At 51.8% G+C, this 20498-nt stretch carries 37 protein-coding genes and 1 pseudogene; 4 read left to right on the top strand and 34 right to left on the bottom strand.

Going from position 1 to position 20498, the window contains the following annotated elements; genetic code table 11:
* The 8 genes from MNODULE_RS03895 to MNODULE_RS03860 all read right to left on the bottom strand — a co-directional run bounded on the left by MNODULE_RS03895 (position 1) and on the right by MNODULE_RS03860 (position 4069).
* A complete protein-coding gene (locus MNODULE_RS03895) occupies positions 1-192 on the bottom strand; it encodes an Acb2/Tad1 domain-containing protein (RefSeq protein WP_168058163.1) in 192 nt (63 codons plus the stop codon).
* Between the two features lie 207 nt (positions 193-399).
* Positions 400-648, bottom strand: coding sequence for a hypothetical protein (locus tag MNODULE_RS03890; RefSeq protein ID WP_168058162.1), 249 nt, complete (start codon positions 646-648; stop codon positions 400-402).
* Positions 649-826: 178 nt separating this feature from the next.
* Positions 827-1186, bottom strand: a complete 360-nt coding sequence (locus tag MNODULE_RS03885) for a hypothetical protein (protein WP_168058161.1) — start codon at positions 1184-1186, stop codon at positions 827-829.
* Positions 1183-1518, bottom strand: coding sequence for a hypothetical protein (locus tag MNODULE_RS03880; RefSeq protein WP_168058160.1), 336 nt, complete (start codon positions 1516-1518; stop codon positions 1183-1185). Before MNODULE_RS03880 ends, MNODULE_RS03885 begins: the two co-directional genes overlap by 4 nt.
* A 205-nt stretch (positions 1519-1723) precedes the next feature.
* Positions 1724-2920 carry a hypothetical protein gene (locus MNODULE_RS03875; RefSeq protein ID WP_168058159.1) on the bottom strand — a complete coding sequence of 399 codons (1197 nt, stop codon included), beginning with the start codon at positions 2918-2920 and terminating at the stop codon, positions 1724-1726.
* Between the two features lie 52 nt (positions 2921-2972).
* The gene (locus MNODULE_RS03870; RefSeq protein WP_168058158.1) at positions 2973-3215 is read right to left on the bottom strand and encodes a hypothetical protein; all 243 of its coding nucleotides are present in this window, start codon (positions 3213-3215) and stop codon (positions 2973-2975) included.
* Positions 3216-3227: 12 nt separating this feature from the next.
* Positions 3228-3461 carry a hypothetical protein gene (locus tag MNODULE_RS03865; RefSeq protein ID WP_168058157.1) on the bottom strand — a complete coding sequence of 78 codons (234 nt, stop codon included), beginning with the start codon at positions 3459-3461 and terminating at the stop codon, positions 3228-3230.
* On the bottom strand, positions 3458-4069 hold the full coding sequence (locus tag MNODULE_RS03860) for a hypothetical protein (RefSeq protein ID WP_168058156.1): 612 nt from the start codon (positions 4067-4069) through the stop codon (positions 3458-3460). Before MNODULE_RS03860 ends, MNODULE_RS03865 begins: the two co-directional genes overlap by 4 nt.
* A gap of 140 nt (positions 4070-4209) precedes the next feature.
* Here MNODULE_RS03860 and MNODULE_RS03855 point away from each other — a divergent pair, with 140 nt between their 5' ends.
* From MNODULE_RS03855 to MNODULE_RS03840, 4 genes are all read left to right on the top strand, one after another.
* Positions 4210-4383 (top strand): hypothetical protein, encoded by a 174-nt coding sequence (locus MNODULE_RS03855; protein WP_168058155.1) that lies wholly within the window; start codon positions 4210-4212, stop codon positions 4381-4383.
* 68 nt (positions 4384-4451) lie between these two features.
* Entirely contained in the window at positions 4452-4691 is a 240-nt protein-coding gene (locus MNODULE_RS03850) for a hypothetical protein (RefSeq protein WP_168058154.1), read from the top strand.
* 88 nt (positions 4692-4779) lie between these two features.
* Complete coding sequence (locus tag MNODULE_RS03845) at positions 4780-4971, top strand: hypothetical protein (RefSeq protein ID WP_168058153.1); 192 nt, start codon at positions 4780-4782, stop codon at positions 4969-4971.
* Between the two features lies 1 nt (position 4972).
* Positions 4973-5212, top strand: a complete 240-nt coding sequence (locus tag MNODULE_RS03840; protein ID WP_168058152.1) for a hypothetical protein — start codon at positions 4973-4975, stop codon at positions 5210-5212.
* A 7-nt stretch (positions 5213-5219) separates the two neighbouring features.
* Here MNODULE_RS03840 and MNODULE_RS03835 read toward each other — a convergent pair whose 3' ends face one another.
* The 26 genes and pseudogenes from MNODULE_RS03835 to MNODULE_RS03715 all read right to left on the bottom strand — a co-directional run bounded on the left by MNODULE_RS03835 (position 5220) and on the right by MNODULE_RS03715 (position 20482).
* The gene (locus tag MNODULE_RS03835) at positions 5220-5561 is read right to left on the bottom strand and encodes a hypothetical protein (protein WP_168058151.1); all 342 of its coding nucleotides are present in this window, start codon (positions 5559-5561) and stop codon (positions 5220-5222) included.
* Between the two features lie 37 nt (positions 5562-5598).
* Complete coding sequence (locus MNODULE_RS03830) at positions 5599-7230, bottom strand: bifunctional DNA primase/polymerase (RefSeq protein ID WP_168058150.1); 1632 nt, start codon at positions 7228-7230, stop codon at positions 5599-5601.
* Entirely contained in the window at positions 7208-7510 is a 303-nt protein-coding gene (locus tag MNODULE_RS03825; protein WP_168058149.1) for an exodeoxyribonuclease X C-terminal domain-containing protein, read from the bottom strand. Before MNODULE_RS03825 ends, MNODULE_RS03830 begins: the two co-directional genes overlap by 23 nt.
* On the bottom strand, positions 7507-8262 hold the full coding sequence (locus MNODULE_RS03820; protein ID WP_168058148.1) for a hypothetical protein: 756 nt from the start codon (positions 8260-8262) through the stop codon (positions 7507-7509). The genes MNODULE_RS03825 and MNODULE_RS03820 overlap by 4 nt, the downstream gene beginning before the upstream one ends.
* A 13-nt stretch (positions 8263-8275) precedes the next feature.
* Positions 8276-9973 (bottom strand): DEAD/DEAH box helicase, encoded by a 1698-nt coding sequence (locus MNODULE_RS03815; protein WP_168058147.1) that lies wholly within the window; start codon positions 9971-9973, stop codon positions 8276-8278.
* Positions 9970-10218 (bottom strand): hypothetical protein, encoded by a 249-nt coding sequence (locus tag MNODULE_RS03810; protein ID WP_168058146.1) that lies wholly within the window; start codon positions 10216-10218, stop codon positions 9970-9972. Before MNODULE_RS03810 ends, MNODULE_RS03815 begins: the two co-directional genes overlap by 4 nt.
* The gene (locus MNODULE_RS03805; RefSeq protein ID WP_168058145.1) at positions 10215-10898 is read right to left on the bottom strand and encodes a DNA-methyltransferase; all 684 of its coding nucleotides are present in this window, start codon (positions 10896-10898) and stop codon (positions 10215-10217) included. Before MNODULE_RS03805 ends, MNODULE_RS03810 begins: the two co-directional genes overlap by 4 nt.
* Positions 10888-11010, bottom strand: a complete 123-nt coding sequence (locus MNODULE_RS24995; RefSeq protein ID WP_272953220.1) for a hypothetical protein — start codon at positions 11008-11010, stop codon at positions 10888-10890. The genes MNODULE_RS03805 and MNODULE_RS24995 overlap by 11 nt, the downstream gene beginning before the upstream one ends.
* 285 nt (positions 11011-11295) lie before the next feature.
* Positions 11296-11499, bottom strand: a pseudogene (locus MNODULE_RS25400) (DNA cytosine methyltransferase); the annotation flags it as partial.
* 28 nt (positions 11500-11527) lie between these two features.
* Positions 11528-11722: a hypothetical protein gene (locus MNODULE_RS03795; RefSeq protein WP_181070918.1), complete on the bottom strand. Its 195-nt coding sequence runs from the start codon at positions 11720-11722 to the stop codon at positions 11528-11530.
* 194 nt (positions 11723-11916) lie between these two features.
* Positions 11917-12198 (bottom strand): hypothetical protein, encoded by a 282-nt coding sequence (locus MNODULE_RS03790; protein WP_168058143.1) that lies wholly within the window; start codon positions 12196-12198, stop codon positions 11917-11919.
* Positions 12191-12520, bottom strand: a complete 330-nt coding sequence (locus MNODULE_RS03785; RefSeq protein ID WP_168058142.1) for a hypothetical protein — start codon at positions 12518-12520, stop codon at positions 12191-12193. Before MNODULE_RS03785 ends, MNODULE_RS03790 begins: the two co-directional genes overlap by 8 nt.
* A 250-nt stretch (positions 12521-12770) precedes the next feature.
* A complete protein-coding gene (locus MNODULE_RS03780) occupies positions 12771-13100 on the bottom strand; it encodes a hypothetical protein (protein ID WP_168058141.1) in 330 nt (109 codons plus the stop codon).
* Positions 13101-13116: 16 nt separating this feature from the next.
* Entirely contained in the window at positions 13117-13347 is a 231-nt protein-coding gene (locus MNODULE_RS03775) for a hypothetical protein (protein WP_168058140.1), read from the bottom strand.
* Between the two features lie 27 nt (positions 13348-13374).
* A complete protein-coding gene (locus tag MNODULE_RS03770; RefSeq protein WP_181070916.1) occupies positions 13375-13725 on the bottom strand; it encodes a DUF1064 domain-containing protein in 351 nt (116 codons plus the stop codon).
* 262 nt (positions 13726-13987) lie between these two features.
* On the bottom strand, positions 13988-14152 hold the full coding sequence (locus tag MNODULE_RS03765; RefSeq protein ID WP_168058139.1) for a hypothetical protein: 165 nt from the start codon (positions 14150-14152) through the stop codon (positions 13988-13990).
* A 4-nt stretch (positions 14153-14156) separates the two neighbouring features.
* Positions 14157-14402, bottom strand: coding sequence for a hypothetical protein (locus tag MNODULE_RS03760; protein ID WP_168058138.1), 246 nt, complete (start codon positions 14400-14402; stop codon positions 14157-14159).
* A gap of 453 nt (positions 14403-14855) precedes the next feature.
* Positions 14856-15065: a hypothetical protein gene (locus MNODULE_RS03755; RefSeq protein WP_168058137.1), complete on the bottom strand. Its 210-nt coding sequence runs from the start codon at positions 15063-15065 to the stop codon at positions 14856-14858.
* Between the two features lie 169 nt (positions 15066-15234).
* A complete protein-coding gene (locus MNODULE_RS03750) occupies positions 15235-15453 on the bottom strand; it encodes a hypothetical protein (RefSeq protein ID WP_168058136.1) in 219 nt (72 codons plus the stop codon).
* A gap of 171 nt (positions 15454-15624) precedes the next feature.
* Positions 15625-16572, bottom strand: a complete 948-nt coding sequence (locus MNODULE_RS03745; protein WP_168058135.1) for a DUF5131 family protein — start codon at positions 16570-16572, stop codon at positions 15625-15627.
* An 18-nt stretch (positions 16573-16590) separates the two neighbouring features.
* Positions 16591-17073 (bottom strand): ASCH domain-containing protein, encoded by a 483-nt coding sequence (locus MNODULE_RS03740; RefSeq protein ID WP_168058134.1) that lies wholly within the window; start codon positions 17071-17073, stop codon positions 16591-16593.
* A 341-nt stretch (positions 17074-17414) separates the two neighbouring features.
* Positions 17415-17561, bottom strand: a complete 147-nt coding sequence (locus MNODULE_RS03735; RefSeq protein WP_168058133.1) for a hypothetical protein — start codon at positions 17559-17561, stop codon at positions 17415-17417.
* Positions 17558-18397, bottom strand: a complete 840-nt coding sequence (locus MNODULE_RS03730) for a phosphoadenosine phosphosulfate reductase family protein (RefSeq protein WP_168058132.1) — start codon at positions 18395-18397, stop codon at positions 17558-17560. Before MNODULE_RS03730 ends, MNODULE_RS03735 begins: the two co-directional genes overlap by 4 nt.
* A 10-nt stretch (positions 18398-18407) precedes the next feature.
* On the bottom strand, positions 18408-19202 hold the full coding sequence (locus tag MNODULE_RS03725; RefSeq protein ID WP_168058131.1) for a hypothetical protein: 795 nt from the start codon (positions 19200-19202) through the stop codon (positions 18408-18410).
* A gap of 9 nt (positions 19203-19211) precedes the next feature.
* Positions 19212-19859 (bottom strand): hypothetical protein, encoded by a 648-nt coding sequence (locus MNODULE_RS03720; RefSeq protein WP_168058130.1) that lies wholly within the window; start codon positions 19857-19859, stop codon positions 19212-19214.
* An 8-nt stretch (positions 19860-19867) separates the two neighbouring features.
* Positions 19868-20482, bottom strand: coding sequence for a phage replication initiation protein, NGO0469 family (locus MNODULE_RS03715; protein ID WP_168058129.1), 615 nt, complete (start codon positions 20480-20482; stop codon positions 19868-19870).
* Between the last annotated feature and the right edge of the window lie 16 nt (positions 20483-20498).

The raw sequence follows: 20498 nt of genomic DNA, 5'->3' as shown, positions 1-20498 counted from the left end.
TTACTCCTTGCTCTGAGCATTCACGGCCCACATTTCTGCCTCTTCGAGCTTCGTGATGACAAGAGACCGTTCGCGCGACTTCTTCTGGCTCTTAGAAAGGGCAGAGACCATTTCCTTGATGATGACTCTGATGTTGGTCAGATCGTCGCTAATCTCGATCGGGTGCTTTGGTTCGGTTATCTGATGTTCCATTTTTTCTCCTTTAAACTAAAAAAGGCCCCTTGAACACCGATCATGCGACCGGACATTCAAGGGGCCTTTGTGGGGGTACCCTCGTAAACTTACTTTATATCGCTCAGTCTCGTTCTGAGCTTCGGAATAATAACCTTTTGACCTGGTTTAATTTTCAAAATATACCGTTGATACATATGAACCTTAAAAATCTCATCAAACGCCTTTTCAAGGCTTTTTGGAAGCAGCGGCTTTTGGTTCATATGTCCTCAACACTCCAACCTTCAAAAGGTGGCGAAGGTATGAATCCCCGAACATCTTATTGTTTTCCGGTGTTCCATAAAAAGCCAGATCCCCGCCTACGATGCCGTGAACATCCTCAGCCATACAAACAAACTTTGCTTGGCGAGGAGTTAGATTGTTTTCTCGTAGAAAACTCAGGTACTGATTATGACAACCGGCGACGACATAGATCACCTATCAACCTCTCGATCCGGCATAGGGTTCTTTAACCCAACCCTCATACCAAGCTTTTTCATTTCAGTATCGTAGAAAAATTCTATCTTGTGCTCATGCACCGCCTCAATCGCCCGAAGAAAGAGAACGGTCAAGACGATCCCGCAGATGAATGAGATTAAAGAGAAAACGAAAACCCTCACTTCTTTTCCTCCTTCTTCGCCGCGGGCTTCGGAGCGTCCACCTCGCAAATACTCGGAAATCCAGCCAGCGCCCACTCGATCGTCACACGATACTTCGGATCGTTGACGGTCGGCTCTGTGATCGACTTCAACGTCCAGAATGGGCCCGGAGGCTGATTGTTTAAAAACTTTACGAGCTCTTCCCCGGTCGGATGCTTGTCGGCCGGAAACGTCCGCATGGTCGATCCGACACTCCAGCAAATTCGGGTTTCTTTAACAGTCTCAGGCTTCTTTTCCTCAGCTACTTTTTCTTCGGCGAAAACAGGAAGCGCGGCGAGAAAGATCAACACGGTCAAGACGAACAGAATTCTTTTCATGGATTCTCCTTTTGTGGGATTTTTAGTTTATCAAAAACAATCGTCCTCATATCGGATAAATGGCGTTCAGTCGCAGCAAGCTGGCCCACCGATCCTTGCCCACTGGACGGGCGAATACCAACCTTCCAAAGCTCATCCATAAGCAGTTGCGCCTCTCCGTCCTTGAGGCTGAGCGTAGGCGCTTCGACTCTTCTTCCAGCAACATAAGAATTAAACTCGATTGGCTTTCCAGTGGCCACGATCTGCCCATTAAAATCTTCCAGACCAACCAGCAGATCAATTCCAAAAATCGAAAAGCTCCTGTTCGCCTGAAACCTGATATGCTCGTTCATCCGGCCCTCTCTTCAACACCCATTTGCTTTCTCATAAACTTCTCGAAGCAATGCGCTTCGATCATGTTACGCATCTCGCTTACCACTCCGTCATAATCGGAATAAACGGTCGCATGTGCCCTGGTCCCATGCTTTGTGCAGGTAACAGAAATAATCTTAACTTGGGTCGCTCCAACATTGACCGGATCGGTGAAGACGCACGGCGTCACTCAGCCACCTCCTTGACCAACTTCTGACCCTTTCTCTCCTCGATACACGGAGGACACGCAAGCCGCTTATCATCGCGCTTCGACGTGTACGAAGATTCCCAAGGAACCTTGTTCCCACAGAAGCAACACGACGGAAACTTCTCGAAGCAGGCATGACAGTAAACCTTTCCGCCGGCGCGCAGGAAGTTTTCGAGGTTTTCAGCTTTGCAGGATGAACAGGTAGACGCGGAGATCGGCGGCTTTGAGGTTTGGGGGAGGGATTCACGGTCAGAACGATCAGCCCCATAAAATCTCGGCATCTCCTGACGGCTGAGACGATCGACCATTCTTCGGTAGTGTTCGTTCAGCACTTCGTTTACCCGTCTCGCCTCTTCCCGCGAAATAGACGTAGCGGGCCAAACCACCCTACCCTCTTCCGGGATCGGCTGCTCATCGAGAAGTCTTCGGGCTTCAAACGCCTCAGATACCACCGCCGGATACTCTTGCTCGAAGGATGGCCGCGGCCTGCTTTGCTCATCGCAAAGCCTTTTAAGGCGCTTCTTCACTCTACTCACGACAACACCCACACCACTGGTACGTTCAGACCAATGTAACCTAAAACTAAACCCCAAATTATGGACCGAGCATTTCGCCATTACCAAGAGATCCGGAGAAGGTTGAATATGGGGCTCGAATTCTATATCCTGCTCCGAAACCTCCACCTCACAGGTACGATAGCGCCTCTCAACCACGTAGATTTTTCTTTTTTCATGACAGAACCCGACATAACACCCATGAAAGCGAACAATCGGTCGAAACTGAACGGTATGGCTATTCGCGTTAACGCCAGGAGCGATCCCTCTCCCGATCGAATCATAATGCGCGCACACAACCCGTTGATGCTCCGGAACGCGAATCACATCATAATCCATGATATTCCCGTTCGGAGTTTCTCCGGCAAACAACTCTTCCCGGATTTCCCGCTCCCGTCGCTCCGCCTCAAGTCGCGCGCGTTCCTGGATGTAGTGATCCATCGCTGAACTCACCGAGTTAACCTCCGTTGGATTATGGCTCCAATCGACAATCCCCGACGCATTGACATCAACCTGAATTTCACCTTCCCCAGGATTGCCGACCCCTATGCTCACCTTACAATCCGGCGCGACGGTCGTTTTCGTGATGATCAAATAAGGGAAGACCTGTGAAATACGCATTTCGCAAAGCCTCCTAAACCATTCACTGACCACCCCGCCATCCCAATTTCCGCTACTCATCCGGCAGCCCCCGCTTTCGAAGCTCCGCGCGAGCCACAAGAACGACACTTAAAACGCTGTCCGCAAAAAAAGAGGAATGCCCAAGATGAAGACCGACACACTTAAACTTATCATTCTCGAAAACGTATTCGAGACCGGCCGGCCGCTTCTCCAGCCACCGCCACGCCTCGATCTCGGACATTCCAGTGATGGGTTTTAACTCGGCCCCCACAACCTTTTCACAAACCTTTGGCACGATCGCCCCCCCTCAAAAAATCGGCTTCACCTGAATATTGACACCATCAAGCTTAAATAATACCTCTTTTGGCTTAACCTCTTTGGCCCCCTCGATCACCCACTCACGCGGAATCGAAACGATCGTGCCGACGATCGGATGATCAACGAGGATTCCGTCGACGGTCAAAGAAACCACGGACGCCGGACCAACTTTGCCGAGGAGCGGAGAGTCAAAATAAATTTTGTCGCCTGGGAAGAGGATCACTTCACCTCCGTCGCGGTCGTATCGATCGCCATCTCTTCTTGCCGCCTCCAAAACGCGCGAATGCGTTCAGCATACGTTTCGCCTTCTCCCTCACCTTTGTCTTTATCCGGCAACCCATGAAGCGCCAGCGCCGTCTTGATATAATTTAAGCGCGTCGGCATGTCCGGGACTTCGGCATAGTTCTGAGTTTGCTCGCTCGCATCCTGCAACTCGTTCCCGCTTTTCGACTCTTCTCCGGTTTTCTGGATCGGAATCGCAACCAGCGCAACAACCTTCGTTGCGTCCGTTCCCTCCGAAATCTTTCTGAGCAATCGATCTATACCAAGGTTGTATTGTTCGAGAAGAACCGTGAGCGCCTGCTTTACTTCGGGCCGCTCCAGCCGGCGAGTGGCAAGCGTACAGAGGTTTTTCGTTTTCGTTTTCGGCGCAACAACGTACCCCGCATAGTCGGCCGCTTCCGTTTTCGTCTTCCCCGCCAGTCTCGCTTCGATCAAGCGGCGCTCCTTAATCGACAACTTCCCAAGAATGTCCTCGATCCGTTGCGCGCGCGTTCTTCGCTTTTTCGGCTTTTCTTTCGGCTTCTCAACCTTCGCTTTCCCCATACTCACACAGCGTACAAAATCCACAGTCGATGCGCAACAAAAACACGACCTTACTTTTTTACCAATCTTTTTTATTGACTTATATTGTAGTGCAATGGTATAAATACATCATAGAGAGTGAGCAACCAACAATGGAGGAGGAGAAAATGAAAAATACAGAGACGATGACGCAGAAAGAATTCCTGGAAACGCACGTGATCGACCACGTCACCGCACATACTATGGAGACAGACCGTCATGTCGTGACCTGCATGGAATGTGGCTTTTCGGTCCGCACCAGCAATCCCGAGAAATTCGCCGGGAGAGCGTGCAAAGCTTGATCCTTCCCCCTGCTCCTGATCTCGATCGGGGGCAGGCTTGAGGGATCAACCAAACGAGGGAGGGGGAGATGAAGAAGACGAAGAAATGGGAAAAATATGAATGCCACAGCACATCGTACGGCTACCCGGATACGGGGGCCGCGTACATCACAGACGCGGATGGAAAAATCGTTGCGGAGATCGACGCCGATGGGACTCTACATGGACGGCTTTCTAAGGCGGAGGTGGCGGCGATAGTAAACGCGAATCGGGGGCTGTCGTGGTCGGATGAGGACTTCCCCGTCGTCCTCCAGCGATACTTCACTTAGAGTAATTATCGAATTATCGATATCCGATAATTTGCCAAATCAAATCCCCGTCTCTCATCGTAGGGGCGGGGGAGAAACGGAGGTAAACTTGAAAAATGGCAAGAAAAAAGAGACCCAACCAAAACCCTACGCGATCAACATTCGCTTCGATGACGACATCTCGCGACCACTTCGGATTTACTCGATCGATTCCGATAAGTCCATCAATGAAATCACCAACGATGCCGTTCGAAAGCTACTGAAAGATTTAAACCTCATTCCGAAAAAAACAGGAGAATGAAATGGTAACTCAATCCCACAAAACACCTGAAATGATTCGCAATGGAGTCTTTGATTGCCAGGTCTGCGTCCCTAAAAATTGGAGCAACAAAAAAATAACTGAATTCGCCGAACGCGAAAGCCCCTGTGGCACAAAAGCAGGATGGACTATCCGCACAGACAAGCGGCTCCTCGCTGGAGATCCAGTACGAGCACAATGCAACGACAAAGACGATTTTATTCATGTCACGCTGGACGCATAACACATAATTACTCAGGAGATCGGCCGACGAACCCCCGCGCATACCCTTGGGCCTCCATGAGACAAAGAAACCCCTCTTGGCGAGATTCCAGGCGCGCAATCGTTTGACGCTGAGATTTCACATGATTCCTCAGCGACAACACCTCCTCGCAAATCCCGCGAACAGTTGGATTCTCGTGAGTTCTCGCCATTTCTTCAAGCTCAGGCGAGCTCGGCCATCGAGAAGAACTCGGCCGATTGGCGACCATCTCCGCCATCCCATCAATGGCTTTGATTGTTTCCTTCTTCACGTTCTTCGAAACATGAACGGTGACTTTTGTTTTATTCTTGCTTCCCTTCGCTTTCGGCATTTTATTCCTCCTTTTTTGGTTTATTATCGGGCTTTTTCTATAACCCATGATCCCACGGCTTATCCGAATACCGGCCGGTCACACGATCGTAAATCAAATCGACCACGCCGACCTTTCCGGTTTCCTTCGTTTTGATCTTCTGAATGTATATTTTCGTTATCTGAGTCGACCGCTCTTGAGCGACGTCGCGCCAAACGCACACCCCGCTATCGGCCTTATTTCTCCAATGAGCCGACCCTGAAATATCGTAAAGCGTCGGAACCGGATAATTCCCCTTCGAGTCCCGATTGAGTTTTTGCGGATGAGCGACGAGAAAGACATGAACGTTTGTTCGTCTCCTAAAACGTCGCAGCTTCGACAAACTCTGTGAAATGTATTCAGTCTCAGAAACCCCGTTCGATCGCTTGTGCTCCAACTCGTTCCACGGATCAATCAAAAGCCCATTGATTCCTTTTTGAGCGACCAAAATGCCGGCTTGCTCGATGATCCAATCCAACGTCGTATGCTTCTCGGAGGGCTCCAAGAAAAAAAACCTGCCCCTTAAGAATTCTTTCCCGGCCTCAACCCGAAGTTTATCCATTCGTTGGCTCGGCCCCTTCCCGAACGGCATTCCGACAAACTTCTCGATAAGGCCGACCGAATGACGATCTGGTTTACTCTCTGCGGAGAAAATAGCAAATTTCCATTGCTTGGCCGTGACAAGATTCACCATCAACGCATCGATAAACTCGCTCTTGCCGTGACCTGGGATGCCCGTAACGATGGTTATTTGACCTGGATGAACCGTGTAGTGCGGATCGAGAGTCTTCCACCCCGTTGACTCTCCCGGGGGGAGTCCTTCCTCGTACATGGAATCGATCCCATCGGATAAATCATCGATCTCCAAAACCTCCTTGGCGTTCTCTTCTTCGTCTTCGATAACAGGGCCGGCCGTTGGCGCCGCCGGCTCTTCCGCTTTCTTCGCGCGAGCAATCCCTTCCAGCCGGTAGATGCTCAACACGGTCCGCTCGATCTCATCATGCGGAAGAGGGGGATTGTTTTTCGTGTTCCAAACAAGAGCGAATTCCAACGCATCTTGATACGGGATGTTCTTCGCCAAGAAGCCCGTCATTCTCGCCAGCGTATCGTTTCGGCTCCCCAGCTGGGCCCCCTGGAAATAATCTGTGAACGTTCCAGGAGAAGATTTCCGCTCGCCATCTCGGAGAATCCACTTCGGAAGCGGAGGAAGATCTCTCGTTTCGCCTTCCCAGGAATACACCGCGCCAGACGGATGAATCGACGGAGGCGCCACAACAAAGCCCCCATCCCCTCGAAGATCGATCCCGGGAAGATCATCCCGCTTTTGGAAGTTTCCAACGCCGGGTTCATAGGCGTAGTAAAAATGGTACCCCTTTCCGGTCTTCACGGTCGGACAGGTCGGCAATCCCTTTTTGCTCGCAAGATCGATCGCGGCCGGCGAGTCACAATCGATCACTGTAATTCCGGATATCTTCCCGGTGACAATGCCGATGTTGTTTTCCCATTTAAACCAGGATTCAATTTCGTTTACGGTCGCCTGCCGCTCCTGATATTCCTTCCAGGAGATCAACGGCTTCTTCCCCTTCGCCTCCAGGGGGACCACAGACCAACCGCGGAGTAGGTATTTTTTAGCCTCTTCCAGAAACGCCACGGAGCACCCCTTTAATTTTCTTTCTCAACGACGGCTGGATATGTTGACAAACCAACCATTCCAAATACTGCCGATCATTCGCCACGACATCGGTCAGCTTCTTGCCTCGATACTTTCCAAACCACAACATCGGATCTCCACCCTGTGAGATGAATTTCACGTATCCGCCACACTCGGGGCAAGAGGCCTTGACGTGCGGACCGGATAAAGCCAGCTTCGCTTTTAATTCAGAAAAGATCGCGCCGCACCTCGAACAAGTTAATTCTTCCACTTCGCTCATAAAATCACCCGATCCTCCGTGAGCTCCCGCTGAACAGGCCGATTGTCGTATTTACCCTCGATCACCTTCACGATGTTCTCGGTCCCGTTTTTATCTTTCCCCAAAAACCAATCGTAGTCCGCCATGAATACTTTCCCACCTGGATCTCGAGGTGGACATTTCCCCAAAAGAAAATCAGATTTACCGATCCTCAAAAACACTTCTTTAATTTGCTCTAAGGTGTATTGCTTAAGCAGCGCCGCCTCCCTTTTCTTTCTTGAACCAGATTGCTTGACTTGAGGGAGGATGTCTTTGAAGGTTTGGTTCCAGAGTTCTGAAAGAGGTGAAAGAGACTGGCTGCCTATACTTATTCTCTCCTCTGTCTCTCCTCTCCTCTGGTCAAGCGGATTGCTATCATGTTGCAAGCTATCTGCTAGCAACATGCCACATTCATCGTAGCATTCGATAAATTTGAGTTTTATTAGTTCGTCGAGGTCAACATTTTTCTTTGCTTGAATGCGTTCTGATATCCATTTTTCATCTAGGGGTAAACGGTTATTGTGGCGACTCGCTAGCAACCAAATTAAAAGCAGGTGCGCTTTGCTAGCATCTTGCAAGCATCCAAATTCGTAGCTGTCTAGCAGTGTGTTGTGAAGCTTGATCCAAGGCGGATTCCTATCTTTGTAATGCTGAAATTTTTCGAAATTTACGACTCCAAAAGTAACCCCACGGCCAGTCTTTCCAACCGGCGACACCTTGCCGTTCTCCGACATGAATCTCCCCCCCCTATCCTCGTGATGCGATTTTTTGCCCGATTAAAAGCGATGCCGCTCCTTTGGTGATATTCGCCGGAAAAGGGATCCTCATCCGACGAAGAATATTCAATTGCGCGTCCGTCGCCGGCGCCGACTTCCACCCCGCATTTTGACGCAGCAGGTTCAGCGCGTCCGGCCAGAACTCCCGAACGTATCGATCGGCCGCCTGGAAGGCGCATCCCATGGACTTTTCCTTCTGGTCGACCATCAGACGGCCCTCATCGTGAATTGTGACCGTATAATGCCCCAGGATGTCTTTTTCGATCTTTGCCTCCCGGCCCGCGCCGCAGCTCATCGTCCAACCGCCGTATCGTGAAATCCATGTCAGTTTCGAGTTTTCCAATACCTCGTCGGAGAGTTTCGGAGGCGCAAAGAAATCGATCTCCTGGGATTGAATTTCGAGTTGATCGAGGTCGGTCAACGATTCCGGATCCACCGCGGTTTTGCTCATCGGGTGCTCTTTGATAAACGCCTTGATCTTCTTTTCTGCAGCGCGAACCTCTCCCCCTTTTAAATCCAGATTGGCCGGAAGCCCAAAGAGGGAGGGGATCGTCTTGACCGAATTCTTTGTGGAGTTGTCGACCAGATCGATCACCAGGCAATGAGTCTTTCCGGTTTCCGGGGAGAGACGAAGGCCGCGGCCGATGATTTGGGTGTAGAGCAGGGAGGATTTGGTCGGCCGCGCCTGGATAATCGCCTCCACGGTCGGCTCGTCGTACCCTTCGGTCAACACCATGCAGTTGACGATGACCTTGATCCGGCCGGCCGCAAAATCGGCGTAAATTTGAGGGCGCTCTTTCTCCACGTCGGTCGTTCCAATCACCGCCGCGGTCGGGATTCCGGCAGCAAGAAAAGTGTCCCTTAAAGCGATCGTGTGCGCCGTGTCAACGGCGAAGACCAGGCAGCGCTTTCCTTCGGCAAATTCCAAATAACTTTTGACGACAAGAGCGTTTCGATTGTCGTTGTTCACTGCTTCGGCGAGCTCGTTCTCTTGGAAATCGCCCATGCTCGATCGGACCCGGGAGAGGTCGGTGCTGGTCGACACCCGCCGACCCTTAATCTCGACCAACCACCCCTCATCGATCATCTCGCCGATGTCTTTGTGGTAAACGATCTCCTCGTAAATACCGCCCAGGCCGGCGCCGTCGCCCCGCTTCGGGGTGGCCGTGAATCCAACATGAAGAATGTCTTTGCGATCGGGAAGACCAAAATGCTCGTAGATGTTCTGATACGTCTTCGCAGCTGCATGGTGGCATTCATCGGTGATGATGATGCCGTACTGTTCGGGCCAGAAACGCCCCCGGCGCTTGGCGGCGCGCTCCGGGCCCAGGGTGGCGACCGAGGCGATCACCGCTTGCGCGAACGGGGTGGAGTAGTGATCAGCCTGTTCGATCTCAACGAACATCTCCGGATTGCTGGCGATGAATTTCCTCCGGGCCTGCCCGATAAGCTCATCACGATGGGCCAGGACGAGTGTCTTTCGTTTCTCCTCCAAATGCGAAGGGAGACGCGAAAATATGACCGTTTTACCCCCGCCGGTAGGCAAAGACACCAGTAACCGGTTTTTCCCCTCCTCTTTGGCCTTCCTAATGGCTTGGAGACATTCTTCCTGATAGGGGCGCAGAGGCAGTTTCGGCGGAGACGGGTTTTCGAATAGGGATAGATTCATTCCGCGTCTTCCTCCCATCCGTTTTCCGACCAAGTAACCTTTCCTTCGATGTCCGTCTCAAATTCCTCGCCGCAGAGACCGCACACCCAATCAATATGATCGGCATACTGAGCATCCGCTAATAACTCTTGTTTTTTCCGTGTCGCGCAAAGCGGATTGGGGCAACGCAAAGTTTTTAAAATGGCTTCCTTCCGGCCCCGATCTCGCTCCGCGATCGATTCTGGATCACCAAATTTGAGAGTCAAAGTAAAACCTCCTGGCGAAGCCGGTCGACGGTGACCTTGCAGAATTTCTCTTTGATCTCAATTCCGATGGCCCGATACCCCATGTCTTTCGCTGCCCTCAACGTCATGCCGGAGCCCATATAAGGATCAAAAATCAACGATCCAGGTTTTAGATCGAACAGGCCGATAATCCATTTAATTAGGGCGATCGGCTTCTGCGCCGGATGCAGCTTCCAGCCCCTCGAGAGATTCTCCTCCCCCTCGCGGATCAAACCCCGCCATTTTTGCCGGTGAATCCTCACCGCTCCCTCCAGGTTCGTCCAAATCAGCTCCGCGTCCGAATTATTGTCGGGGGGAGTGCCGCAGCGCTTATCCCACACCAGCCACTTGCTCGATCGAGGCAGCCGATCGGCGTAGTGATTCGCCCCGAAGAGCGCCAGCCTTCGAAAAAAGAGTAGCGAAGATGGATCAAACGGCTCGTCGTCTCCTACAATCGAACCCCATCCCCTGGAAGTTGCTGTTTTCGATTCCAGCGACGGCCGGCGTATCCCCTTTCGGTCGAAAACCGCCCCCATCCCATAAGGAGGATCGGTCAACACCAGATCGACGGTCGCCGGATCGATCAAGGGAAGGATCTCCCGGCAATCCCCGCAATAAATCTGAATCCCCGGCTCTTCGTAGTAGAGATACTTACCGAGCATCCGCCCCCGCCTCCCGAGTGAGCATCGCCATCGCCTGGCGGCCGATGAATTCTGAATAAGCCGGGGGGACCGCCTGGGTCATTGAGGATAGCGGCGCCCATTCCATCTCCATTAAGATCCTTGCCTCGCTTGCACTTGCTGTTCTAATTCTTTGGCCGAGACGTCCGGACGATCCGTGACCGTAAACACCGACCGCCTTCCCCCAGTGATTGCAGGATGGAACGAGGAATGAATTGAAATTAGTCTCAAAGATGCGATGCCGGCGGAGATATCTGTCACTATGACTCTTAAGTCCAAACATTGACCCACAGAGCATGAAATAATTTATGAGCGGTGCTCCAGGAACATTCTCGATGCAATATAAAGCACCCGATTTTATAAGCCGCTCCCGAATAGGCGGAATCAAATTAGGGTGATCTTTCCTGGCGCCCGGAAGAGACTTCATCGCGGAAAACGCCTGACATGGCGGGCTCGCCCAAATAAAGTCGTATCCCTCCAGCGGAAAGGTGAGCGCGTCGGCCTGAATGAACCGAAACGGATATCGCGGCTGAGGTTTGACATCGACCCCTGTCACCTCGAACCCCGCGCGATGCAATCCCATTGATGCGCCGCCAGCCCCACAGAAAAGATCAAGCGCCTTTTTCAATCGCCCCCGCCTCTTTCTTTAAAATCCACTCCCGGACGTCCCGCGCCGCCGCGATGTATTCAGGCGATGGGTCTTTCGTGATTTCCTGCCCCGGCCGATAGGTCGCCCATATCCGATCGCGCAACGTCTTTGGAAGCGCGAACCAGTGAGCCTTACAACCCCAAAACTTCGGGGGCACCTTGATCTTGCACCCAGGCCAATGACAGAAGTGTTTCGGGTGTAGGCGGTTCCACCTTTCGGTTGCAGCCTCTTCGGTATTCCCTTCCGTCTGAATCTTGCAGCGTTTGCATCTGACCACGGCCCGAGTGACCGTATCGTCTCCGTCAAGGTATCTGGTCATTTGGGGAGAAGATCCGCAGCTGCATTGGTTTGTTAACATTTCTCCCCTGCCTCCTTCTTCTCAGAGGTCCCTACTGCTTTATGCCAAAGCCGATTCCAGAGGTAGACATCATCCGGGCCGCCTTCCTCGATCAGAACACCATCTTTCGTCATAGCCACATAAAGATGCTTCTCTCCGGCTACATTCAGATGGGTCATGGTGATGACATTCCACTCGTCAAGCGGCTTCATCTTCCAGGGTGGATTAAAGTCTGCTGGTATCACTCCCCCGCCTCCTTCTTCTCGCTCTTCTGTGAAGCTTTTGTTATTATTCATCTCCATAACTTAAGCAGAGTTGACATTCGCATGGGCCATCCCATCCTTCGGGGTGCTCTTCGAGCAGTCGCGTAACGTCAAGGCATCCACGCGCCCATTCATCGCTGTACTGACCTGTTGACCTTCTCCCCCCTAGAAGGCCCTTAATCTCTTCATAGTCTTCCGGCTTCAGGTCAAGCCATGTCGAATCGCTGATTTCAAGATTCACAAAGCCGTCTTCCGGGTAGTCCCAAAGAATTGTTCCGACCGGATAAACAATTTCAGATAGGCAGTTTCCAATCGGAGAAATCACGATCTCCCTTAATAGTCTGACCTTTTTCATAAACACCCCGCCTCCATGCCGCATCTTGTGCAGTACCAAATATCTTCCTCGTCTGCTGGCTTAAAGTTGTGGGAGCATGTTCGCCTTTCCCTGAGAGGCCACTTTTTGAACCGCTTAAACTTCGGAAGCTTTGAGCATGTTCCGCAAAGATGATGCCTACCAGCCCTTACCTCTGCCTGATTTTTACAATCGGTCGGCCTTGGGTTTGTAAAGGCATCCTCGTTTAGGGTTGGGTTCCATTCACAGAGACTCATCCCCCCTCCTTCTCGGTCCGGGAGAGGGCAGAAATAAACCCACAATCGCATCTTTGGGGCCGCGTCTGCTGTCCATAGGCTCGGCAGCTCGGCAAGTGCCTGCCGTACTTTCTCAGCGCCCCCCACAGCGATTGACTCTTTTTGTGAAGCTCAAGATATTCCATCCCCTTTTGCGCCAACCTCTCCCCCAGCCCCTTATTTTCCTCCTGAGCCGCAGCGAGGGCGGAGAGGAGGGTTCTAACCTGTCCCAACGAGACAGGGTGGGCGCGGTATTTTGCGAAAGGATCTGACAGAATTTTTCTAATCTCCTCAATCTCCGGCTTCATGCTCACCTCACTGGGGTTATTGCAAAACATCGTAAATGTGAATCCAGAACTCCTTTTTAGTCCTGTTATTTCTAACCTTGATCCTCTCGTCGTATGTTCTAATGACCTTTCCCTCTTGCCTGTAGCCGCCCCTTTTCCATGATATCGAAGCGCCGATGGGAAAGTACTTTTCGATTGCATCATAAAGATCCCTATCCGCCGATCTTTGCTGATCCCTCAACCTTTTTATTGTCTCTAGGCCTCTCATCCCCTCTCCTCCCCGCCTATGGGTTACTTATTCAAACACCTCAATTTTCCATCGGTCTGCCGGCACATTTTTCTCGCACATAATTGCGATGAATCGAAACGGGTACATCTCCGCGGCCACCTTTATTTTTACCCTCGCGTCATCTTCCCAGTGGCCCTTCACTTCATGAATTTCAATCTGCCCGTCAGAGAGCATCACCGCAAAATCAGGTTCGTAAAAAGTCCTGTCGGCCAATCGCAATTTGATTGCTTCGAAGCGATGCCATAAGATTTCCCCCGCATTCTTCCGCAGCTCCAGAAAGTTTTCGTATGCCGCTTCGGCCTTGTTTCTCTTGCCGACCTTTTGCCTTCCGCGGGCTCGCCGATTAAATTTGATCATAAGCAGCCAGCCTCCCGCCCGCATCGCGTACAAACCCAAATATCTTCGTCCGACGGCTTCCATCTGTGATCGCACGATCCCGTCATTCTCGAAAGAGGGGTCCGCCTCCAAAGCCGCTTAAACTCCGGAAGCGCCGCGCACGAATCGCAGAGATGCCACTTGCCGGACGCCCCGACGCTGACCGTTGCTTCGTTTTTGCAATCACCCTCAGAAGGAGGAGTGGTTGCCGGCGCTTTCTTTTCGGGGTTGTATTCACAAAGGCTCATCCCATGCACCTCGCCCAAATATTGTCGAGCGTTTCCTGCTGCTTTTTAGAAAGCTGATCCGGATGATCTTGAATGCTTTCCAAAAAGTTAACCTCCCACTCGGTCAACTTCTCATCGCAACGGGAGAGAAGGATTTCTATGGCGTCCTCGTTTTCGCTCATTTTTTTATTTCGGCTTCAGATAAATTTCAGCCAGACACGGAGCAACGTCGAGGATCTTGCGAATGTCAGTCTTCCTGACCCCCGTAACTGCATCATGCAAAAGGAGAACGATAAGTTCTTTTTTAGCGCGGGATTTCCCGATTCGCTGAAAAGCCTCCGAGACCTTAATGATTTCCTCGACGACCAACTCAATCGGCTCCGGATTCTCTTCGTTCGTCTTGATCTTCACAATTTGCTCGTGCTTTTCCATTTGCGTGATCTCCACTCAACTCTCTTCAACTCTCTCCCGGCGGGGCCTAACGGTGTATTGATTGTCATCACCACACTCGACCACCGTTGTCCCTTATGGACGGCCCCGCCGGAACCTTCTAATAGTAATAATGGGTTCTTTGTCTGATGTAGAGCGGAAGAATGCCGAACAGGTACCATCCCTCCATCAAACACCGCAGCCCTTTATCGTTTGGCTTCGAGTACCACTTTTTATAGACGATCAACGCTTTACACCCTTCATCGGAATTCGCCGCAGGTCCGAGGTTGTCGGAATATGCGCACGATTATAGAGAACCACCGGATCGATCGACTCTCCGCAACAAAGACAGTTGAGCATCGTCAACGATCCATCGTCGGTATAAATTGTGACAGGATTCAAAAGATCTTTCTTGCATCTTGGACACAGCATAGCGACCCTCCCCCCGTTGGTTTGCTATTTCTCGCCCAATTGATAAATATGATCCAAAGCATTGGCAGCGTCTTCGAGGATCTTAACTTCCGCCCTCAATCGTTTTGCCGTCGCGCGAAGATACGCAGCCGATTCGACCAGGTGTTTCGGCCGGCCGTTTGCTTTCGGTGTTTCCGCCATCGGCTCAGACGGAATCACCTCTTCTTTCGATTTCGGTTCAGATGTTTTCTTCACGGAGATCTCCTTTTTCACGATTGGAATTTCGGAGCGGACCTCAACAACCTTCTTCTGGTGGTCCCACTCTTTTCCGCACCGGCAATGCTTCCAGATCCAGTCAAAATCCTCTTCAACGCACCAATTATCCGATCCGCATTTTGGACAGAGCATTTATGGCGCCACTCCATTACTTTTTATTCGCCCTATTTAAATGCTTGCGAAACATTAAAAGCATGACAATCATCTCTTTTTCTTCTGGAATGAGAACCCGGTGCGCCTCTTCCAATTCACCGTGAAGAGCAAGTACCATGTGGGGATTTGTTTCAAGATATTCGATAATATCTTTTAACAGCGCTTCCAGCCTTGCGGCCTTCCGTTTTCTGAGGCTGGTTTTTTCTGTTTCCATTTCTATCTTCCTTTAAATTTCCTCGGGGAGCGCCGGACGCGCGCAGGTAGCTGTGAAACCTGCCGAGAACCAAGAGCTACTCCGCTTGGCCGGCCCATTCCGGCCGCGCTAAGGCCTATCCCGGATTCGGCCCTCTTGGGGGCACCTCGTCCCCGATTTTGATTTGCAAAATCATCGTTTCACGCCTTCTGGAAACTCGCTCCACTCCCGGCCATCGAGGAGGCGGCCGGCGTCTTTCTTGCCGACGCGAGCGCTGGCGTTCGTCCAGTAGTGATCCGCCTCGTCCCATAGGTGGACCTTGGGCTCGCCCGGGTTCGTCCAGAAGATGCGCCCGACCCGTTCGGCATTGATATCGTCCAGAGTCGGTTGGCAGACCATTTTTGATTTGCGACAATCGAACTTGCCGCCTATCCACTCCCCCCATTGCTTAAAAAAGAACGGCACCCCTGCGGCGACGCACTGATCCCGGAGCGATCGAACCCAACCCGGATGACAGGGCCGGGCACCGGGGCCGGATTCTCCGCCGGCGACGACCCAATCGAGCGATCGTTCATCGCACCAGAGACCGTGGTCATGGTCTCGATCGTGCTCTTCTTTGGTGGCAATGCACTGGGGCCAAAGGTGAGGCTCAAGGTCGATCGGCCCCAAGAGCGGCTCCGCGCTGATCCCGCGATAGGCCGCGGGGATTCGCAGGATCTTCGGAATGCGCCGATCGGCCTCCTCCTGATTCTCTGTGGTGACGACGAGCATGACGTTTGGATAGCCGCTCCCCCAATCGGACGGAAGCCGATCGGGGATGTTCTGCGGCCGCTTCGTGAAGATCAAATAGAAGAGGTGAGGGGTGCGCCGGATGATGTCCCAGGCCTCCGCTCTCCAGTCGTCTGCCTCCCGGATGAACCAGTCGGACCAGCTGGCGGTGAAGACAATCTCCGGCTCGGTCCACTTGAGAGGGGCGTTGAAGGTTGGCGGCTTAGAGCGAACGACAACGTCTGGCTCCTGTCCGTACCGAATCTTCTCCCGGTACATATAACAATTGTCACAACCAGGACTCACTTTGTTGCATCCCTGCCAGGGGTTCCACGTTTTATCCGCAAACTCAATTCCAGTTTTCTCGCCCATTGGTGAAACTCCCGATTTTTATCCCTGTGACGTCAAGTGATACCCATTGCAGCCGGAACAACGGTAATAACGCTTCTCTCTTGCGTTCTTTCTTTTTTGTGCAGCCATGAGCCCCACCGCCGCTTCGACCTCATCCCTGAAAAAGCGCTTTGAACAGGCTGTGCGGCTTAACACCTTCGTCCCGTTGAATTCCAGATCGAAGAAGCCCAACTTGCCCTTGACCGGAACGCGATGGATCGATTTCACATCCTTGAAAATCCACGAGTACAGGCCGGGGAGGTAGATACATTGAGCCTCCGCTTCGTCTTCCGGGACCATCGGCCGGCACTCCACCAGGTTGGTAATGGCGAAGGAGTGACCGGCAAGCGGCCCTTTAGGACTCGCCGACGCGCACAGGATCAACGGGCCCCGGTACTTTGTCGCCCACGTCCGGGTTTCGATCGTCTTCCCCTCGTTTAGAATCCGAGTCGCCCACGGCTCTTTGATGCTGATCGCTTTCATTCGGCGTCTCCTCCATCGCCTCGATCAAACTGATGTACTGAATCTTTACCCGCCTGGGATCGGCCACCAAGGGGATCTCCATAAACACGCGAGACTCTTTCTGGAAAAACCGCTTCCGGATATCCAGAATTTCGTACCAGCTCGGTTGAGATCCGTTGTCATGGCCGACCTGAACTTTTCGCCAGAGCGTTCCCTCTTTCGGTCGCTCCATTGTCGCCATGATTTTCAGGCTGCGATAGGGAACCTCGAAGAGAAGGACCGCCGGGAAGAGAGGAAGCGGCTCTAAAAACTTTTCAGGAAGCGGGTGAACGATCAATTTTTCTTCGGGCATTTGTTTTTCCTCACGACAGAATTTTAAAAAGGAATTTCCCGATCACCGCGTAGAGATAAATCACTCCGAGGAAGAAGGCGACCCACAGGCCAAGCTCGTAAACCTCTTCGAGAAAGTGCTCCCAACATTTCGGACAGTGACGAGCGGAAGAGATCATTCACATAATCCATACTTAGATTCACAAGCCGGATGATCATTGAGCACCCGAAGGAGATCGGTTTGACGCCCGCCCCTGGATGTCTGCGCCCACAGAATCACATCATCGATAAAATTGATTTTCATTCCAGGAACGATTGGAGCAAAATAGGTAAAGCCGAGTTCCTTCTCGAAATCACGGATCTTCTCGATCATTTCCGGCCGCCGTTGAAGCCACAGGAGAATATCGTCCTTGCCGGAATTGACGCACGGCGCGCAGCCGACGCGGGAGAATCCCATCTGATAGAGCGGATTAAATATCCCGTCATGGCGCTTTACGAATTCAAAGCACATATTCTTAGGCCAATGGCAGATTGGATGATTCACGTAACAGTCAAAATAAGTGTCCCATTCTCTAAGCGGAGTGTTTTTCCGCTTCTCGCTTTCATCGCGCCGAACGCCGGTATATCGCTCATAGTCGCCGTCGGGAAGGTTTTCTTCCACCCATCGTTTTTGTGGAATAAGCTTTAATTTTTCAGTGCAAAATTGAGCCTTCCTGGAAGGTGCCCGGCCCTTGATCTCGCACATCAGCTTATAGGTCAATTTCGCGTTTCCGTCATATCCGCGTTTCTCGGCCCATCCTGGGGTTTCCCACATATCGGAGACTTTTGATTCGACCGTAATCACCGGATGAACTGTCATCGAATACTCCGCCACAAAGGCGGGGGTGATTGGATCTTCCCACCCGCCAGCATTGGAGAAGAGAAGAATCACGTCTTCCGCGGGATAACGATTGAGCACCCACCGCGCGGTTGCTTGTGAGTCGATTCCCCCTGAAAATCCGACGATGTGTTTCATTCAGCATCCCCTAAAACAGTGGAACCACCGCCGTTCCCTTCGCGGCGCCGTTGTTCGATCCGAAAATATCGGTCGCCGGCTTCGACCGCCCCTTGGCGAGGGTGTCCTTCGGCTTTGACTCCACGCCCGGGATGTTCAAAGACGCCTCTTCCATCTTCGCTCGATTGTTCAGATAGGTCATGTTCGCTTCGATCTTGATCGCCGCGCGCGGAACCTTCCCCTCGAAGACCGCCTTGATAAGCGCCTCCAAATCGACCACTTCGGCATGGTACGTCTGCTTCTCAACGCTTTGCAGCTTCGGCAGTGTCGGCGCAATTTCGACGTGAACCGATTGAACCGGCTTCGACTCGATCTTTATCGCCTCTTCCATGAGCGCCGCCGCTTGCTCCGGATCTCCCCCCTTTTCGACGGTTTCAGCCAACCTCAAAAGCTCTTCGGCCTCTTTCTGTTTCGCCTCCTTCGCCTGCTGATCTTTGAGTGCTTGAAGTCGGTTCCGTTCCTCCTCTTCCTTTTTCTTGACCCAGGCTTTGTAGGTGAGGATCTTCGCTTCGTAAATCTCTGTCGCTTGATCGCATGGGGCAGTCAATTCTTTGATAACTGCGATCACCTTCTTTTTCTCTTGCTCAAATCCGTCTCGGATCGGGTCAAGCTTCGAGAGAATGATTTTCTTTTTTTCCCGAATCCGGTTAAACTCTTGATCGGCAAAAACGAGGGCGTGATGATCAACCACTTGAAGCGCTTTCGCCGCTTCAACGATTCCGCTGATTTCTGTTCTGACTTCCTGTGCAATCAATTCCATTGTCATTTTCATACCTCATAGTTTTCGAATGCCGTCGCGGACCTGCCGGTTGAAGCAGGTCACCGCGGCGAGGGCAATGTTTAAATCGGTTTTATCCTCAAACGGCTCCATATGTGGACGTTCGCGTCCAATCCCATCAAGAGCGAACCGCTTTACCTGGAAGGGATAAATTTTCTTTCCTAAAAGTCGTTCGGAATTCTCACAAATCAGTTGAACGTAAAGGGCGGTCTGATACTTGGCACACGCCATGGCCTTCCCGCGTTTAAAATCGACCACAACATAGGCGTTATCGCCGAAGGTGCCGAAGGCATCGAGTGTGCCGCAAAAATCGTGGATACTGGAGTAAAACCGTCTTTCCGCAAGCGGCTTCCCCTCCAAATCGAAGAGGATCTTGAACCCTTTGAGTACCTTCCATTCCGCATAGGAGACGGCTTCCAGATAGACATCCAGGTCGGTATCATCGAAATCGAAGGTCTCCATGTTGATTTCGAAACAAGCAGCATGAAGGCGGATTCCTTTCTCTCTTCCTTCGTCGGTCCAGAACGAGTTCGGCTGGATAAAGCCGGTGCCCTCTAAAATCTGAGAGACACCGGCTTTTTGCTTATTCCCCAGCCAATACCGATGGAGTTCATCGATTGTTGGTTCGAGTGCCGTGGTCGGCATGGGACTCCTTAGAATGGAACCTTCGCAGCGCTTGAACCACCAGCGGCCGCCGCGGCCGGAACCTGAGCACCGCCTCCGACCATCGCCTTATACTCATCTGAACGCATGATTAAGGCTTTCACTCCGTCCGTCAGCGATTCAAATTTCTCCTGATTCCAATCGCCGATCCAGAAGGAGAAAGACGGGTTGACTTGCGCGGGAATAGTGATGCCGTCGGGAACGCCGGTAATCGCCCCAACCTTCACCCCCTCTTTTCCACCGCCTTTTGCGACAATGGAAAGCATGCAAGGTTTCGTGAGAAGCCGATTAATATCGAATGCCTTAAGCTCTTCTTCGGTAAAAGCGATTCCGCGCCAGGTTTCCAGGTCCTTTCGAAAATCGGCATTTTTGTGAAGAGATCGCGTCCAAAATTTACTTACAACAAACGGCCGACCGTCCTGCATCAGTTTTGTGGGAAGTTCAAAAGACACGATCATCTTCCGTTTTTTCGTTGGTTCCCCCATGTATTCTCCGCGTTGTGTTCCAATGTCTACAATCTTGAAACACCGTCCAAGGGTTGTACACACCGGCGGATGTTCGAAATCTCCGCTATCATCAATACTGACTGTGCTTGCTGTTGACATTTTCATTCCTCCTTTT

Source organism: Candidatus Manganitrophus noduliformans (assembly GCF_012184425.1).
GTDB classification, from domain to species: Bacteria; Nitrospirota; Nitrospiria; order SBBL01; family Manganitrophaceae; genus Manganitrophus; species Manganitrophus noduliformans.
The sequence above is the reverse complement of the archived record's forward strand: the minus strand, read 5'-3'. Positions and strand labels throughout refer to the sequence as shown.

Bases quoted from the DNA above. Each gene is read 5' to 3' on its own strand.
- MNODULE_RS03770 (WP_181070916.1), bottom strand. From the start codon at position 13,725: ATGATCAAATTTAATCGGCGAGCCCGCGGAAGGCAAAAGGTCGGCAAG.
- MNODULE_RS03820 (WP_168058148.1), bottom strand. From the start codon at position 8,262: ATGTCGGAGAACGGCAAGGTGTCGCCGGTTGGAAAGACTGGCCGTGGG.
- MNODULE_RS03720 (WP_168058130.1), bottom strand. From the start codon at position 19,859: ATGCCGACCACGGCACTCGAACCAACAATCGATGAACTCCATCGGTAT.
- MNODULE_RS03815 (WP_168058147.1), bottom strand. From the start codon at position 9,973: ATGAATCTATCCCTATTCGAAAACCCGTCTCCGCCGAAACTGCCTCTG.
- MNODULE_RS03745 (WP_168058135.1), bottom strand. From the start codon at position 16,572: ATGGGCGAGAAAACTGGAATTGAGTTTGCGGATAAAACGTGGAACCCC.
- MNODULE_RS03735 (WP_168058133.1), bottom strand. From the start codon at position 17,561: ATGATCTCTTCCGCTCGTCACTGTCCGAAATGTTGGGAGCACTTTCTC.
- MNODULE_RS03715 (WP_168058129.1), bottom strand. From the start codon at position 20,482: ATGTCAACAGCAAGCACAGTCAGTATTGATGATAGCGGAGATTTCGAA.
- MNODULE_RS24995 (WP_272953220.1), bottom strand. From the start codon at position 11,010: ATGGAGATGGAATGGGCGCCGCTATCCTCAATGACCCAGGCGGTCCCC.
- MNODULE_RS03840 (WP_168058152.1), top strand. From the start codon at position 4,973: ATGGTAACTCAATCCCACAAAACACCTGAAATGATTCGCAATGGAGTC.
- MNODULE_RS03730 (WP_168058132.1), bottom strand. From the start codon at position 18,397: ATGAAACACATCGTCGGATTTTCAGGGGGAATCGACTCACAAGCAACC.
- MNODULE_RS03740 (WP_168058134.1), bottom strand. From the start codon at position 17,073: ATGAAAGCGATCAGCATCAAAGAGCCGTGGGCGACTCGGATTCTAAAC.
- MNODULE_RS03790 (WP_168058143.1), bottom strand. From the start codon at position 12,198: ATGAATAATAACAAAAGCTTCACAGAAGAGCGAGAAGAAGGAGGCGGG.
- MNODULE_RS03805 (WP_168058145.1), bottom strand. From the start codon at position 10,898: ATGCTCGGTAAGTATCTCTACTACGAAGAGCCGGGGATTCAGATTTAT.
- MNODULE_RS03760 (WP_168058138.1), bottom strand. From the start codon at position 14,402: ATGGAAAAGCACGAGCAAATTGTGAAGATCAAGACGAACGAAGAGAAT.
- MNODULE_RS03725 (WP_168058131.1), bottom strand. From the start codon at position 19,202: ATGACAATGGAATTGATTGCACAGGAAGTCAGAACAGAAATCAGCGGA.
- MNODULE_RS03825 (WP_168058149.1), bottom strand. From the start codon at position 7,510: ATGAGCGAAGTGGAAGAATTAACTTGTTCGAGGTGCGGCGCGATCTTT.
- MNODULE_RS03855 (WP_168058155.1), top strand. From the start codon at position 4,210: ATGAAAAATACAGAGACGATGACGCAGAAAGAATTCCTGGAAACGCAC.
- MNODULE_RS03785 (WP_168058142.1), bottom strand. From the start codon at position 12,520: ATGAAAAAGGTCAGACTATTAAGGGAGATCGTGATTTCTCCGATTGGA.
- MNODULE_RS03850 (WP_168058154.1), top strand. From the start codon at position 4,452: ATGAAGAAGACGAAGAAATGGGAAAAATATGAATGCCACAGCACATCG.
- MNODULE_RS03835 (WP_168058151.1), bottom strand. From the start codon at position 5,561: ATGCCGAAAGCGAAGGGAAGCAAGAATAAAACAAAAGTCACCGTTCAT.
- MNODULE_RS03880 (WP_168058160.1), bottom strand. From the start codon at position 1,518: ATGAACGAGCATATCAGGTTTCAGGCGAACAGGAGCTTTTCGATTTTT.
- MNODULE_RS03885 (WP_168058161.1), bottom strand. From the start codon at position 1,186: ATGAAAAGAATTCTGTTCGTCTTGACCGTGTTGATCTTTCTCGCCGCG.
- MNODULE_RS03765 (WP_168058139.1), bottom strand. From the start codon at position 14,152: ATGAGCGAAAACGAGGACGCCATAGAAATCCTTCTCTCCCGTTGCGAT.
- MNODULE_RS03780 (WP_168058141.1), bottom strand. From the start codon at position 13,100: ATGAAGCCGGAGATTGAGGAGATTAGAAAAATTCTGTCAGATCCTTTC.
- MNODULE_RS03750 (WP_168058136.1), bottom strand. From the start codon at position 15,453: ATGGAAACAGAAAAAACCAGCCTCAGAAAACGGAAGGCCGCAAGGCTG.
- MNODULE_RS03875 (WP_168058159.1), bottom strand. From the start codon at position 2,920: ATGCGTATTTCACAGGTCTTCCCTTATTTGATCATCACGAAAACGACC.
- MNODULE_RS03775 (WP_168058140.1), bottom strand. From the start codon at position 13,347: ATGAGAGGCCTAGAGACAATAAAAAGGTTGAGGGATCAGCAAAGATCG.
- MNODULE_RS03895 (WP_168058163.1), bottom strand. From the start codon at position 192: ATGGAACATCAGATAACCGAACCAAAGCACCCGATCGAGATTAGCGAC.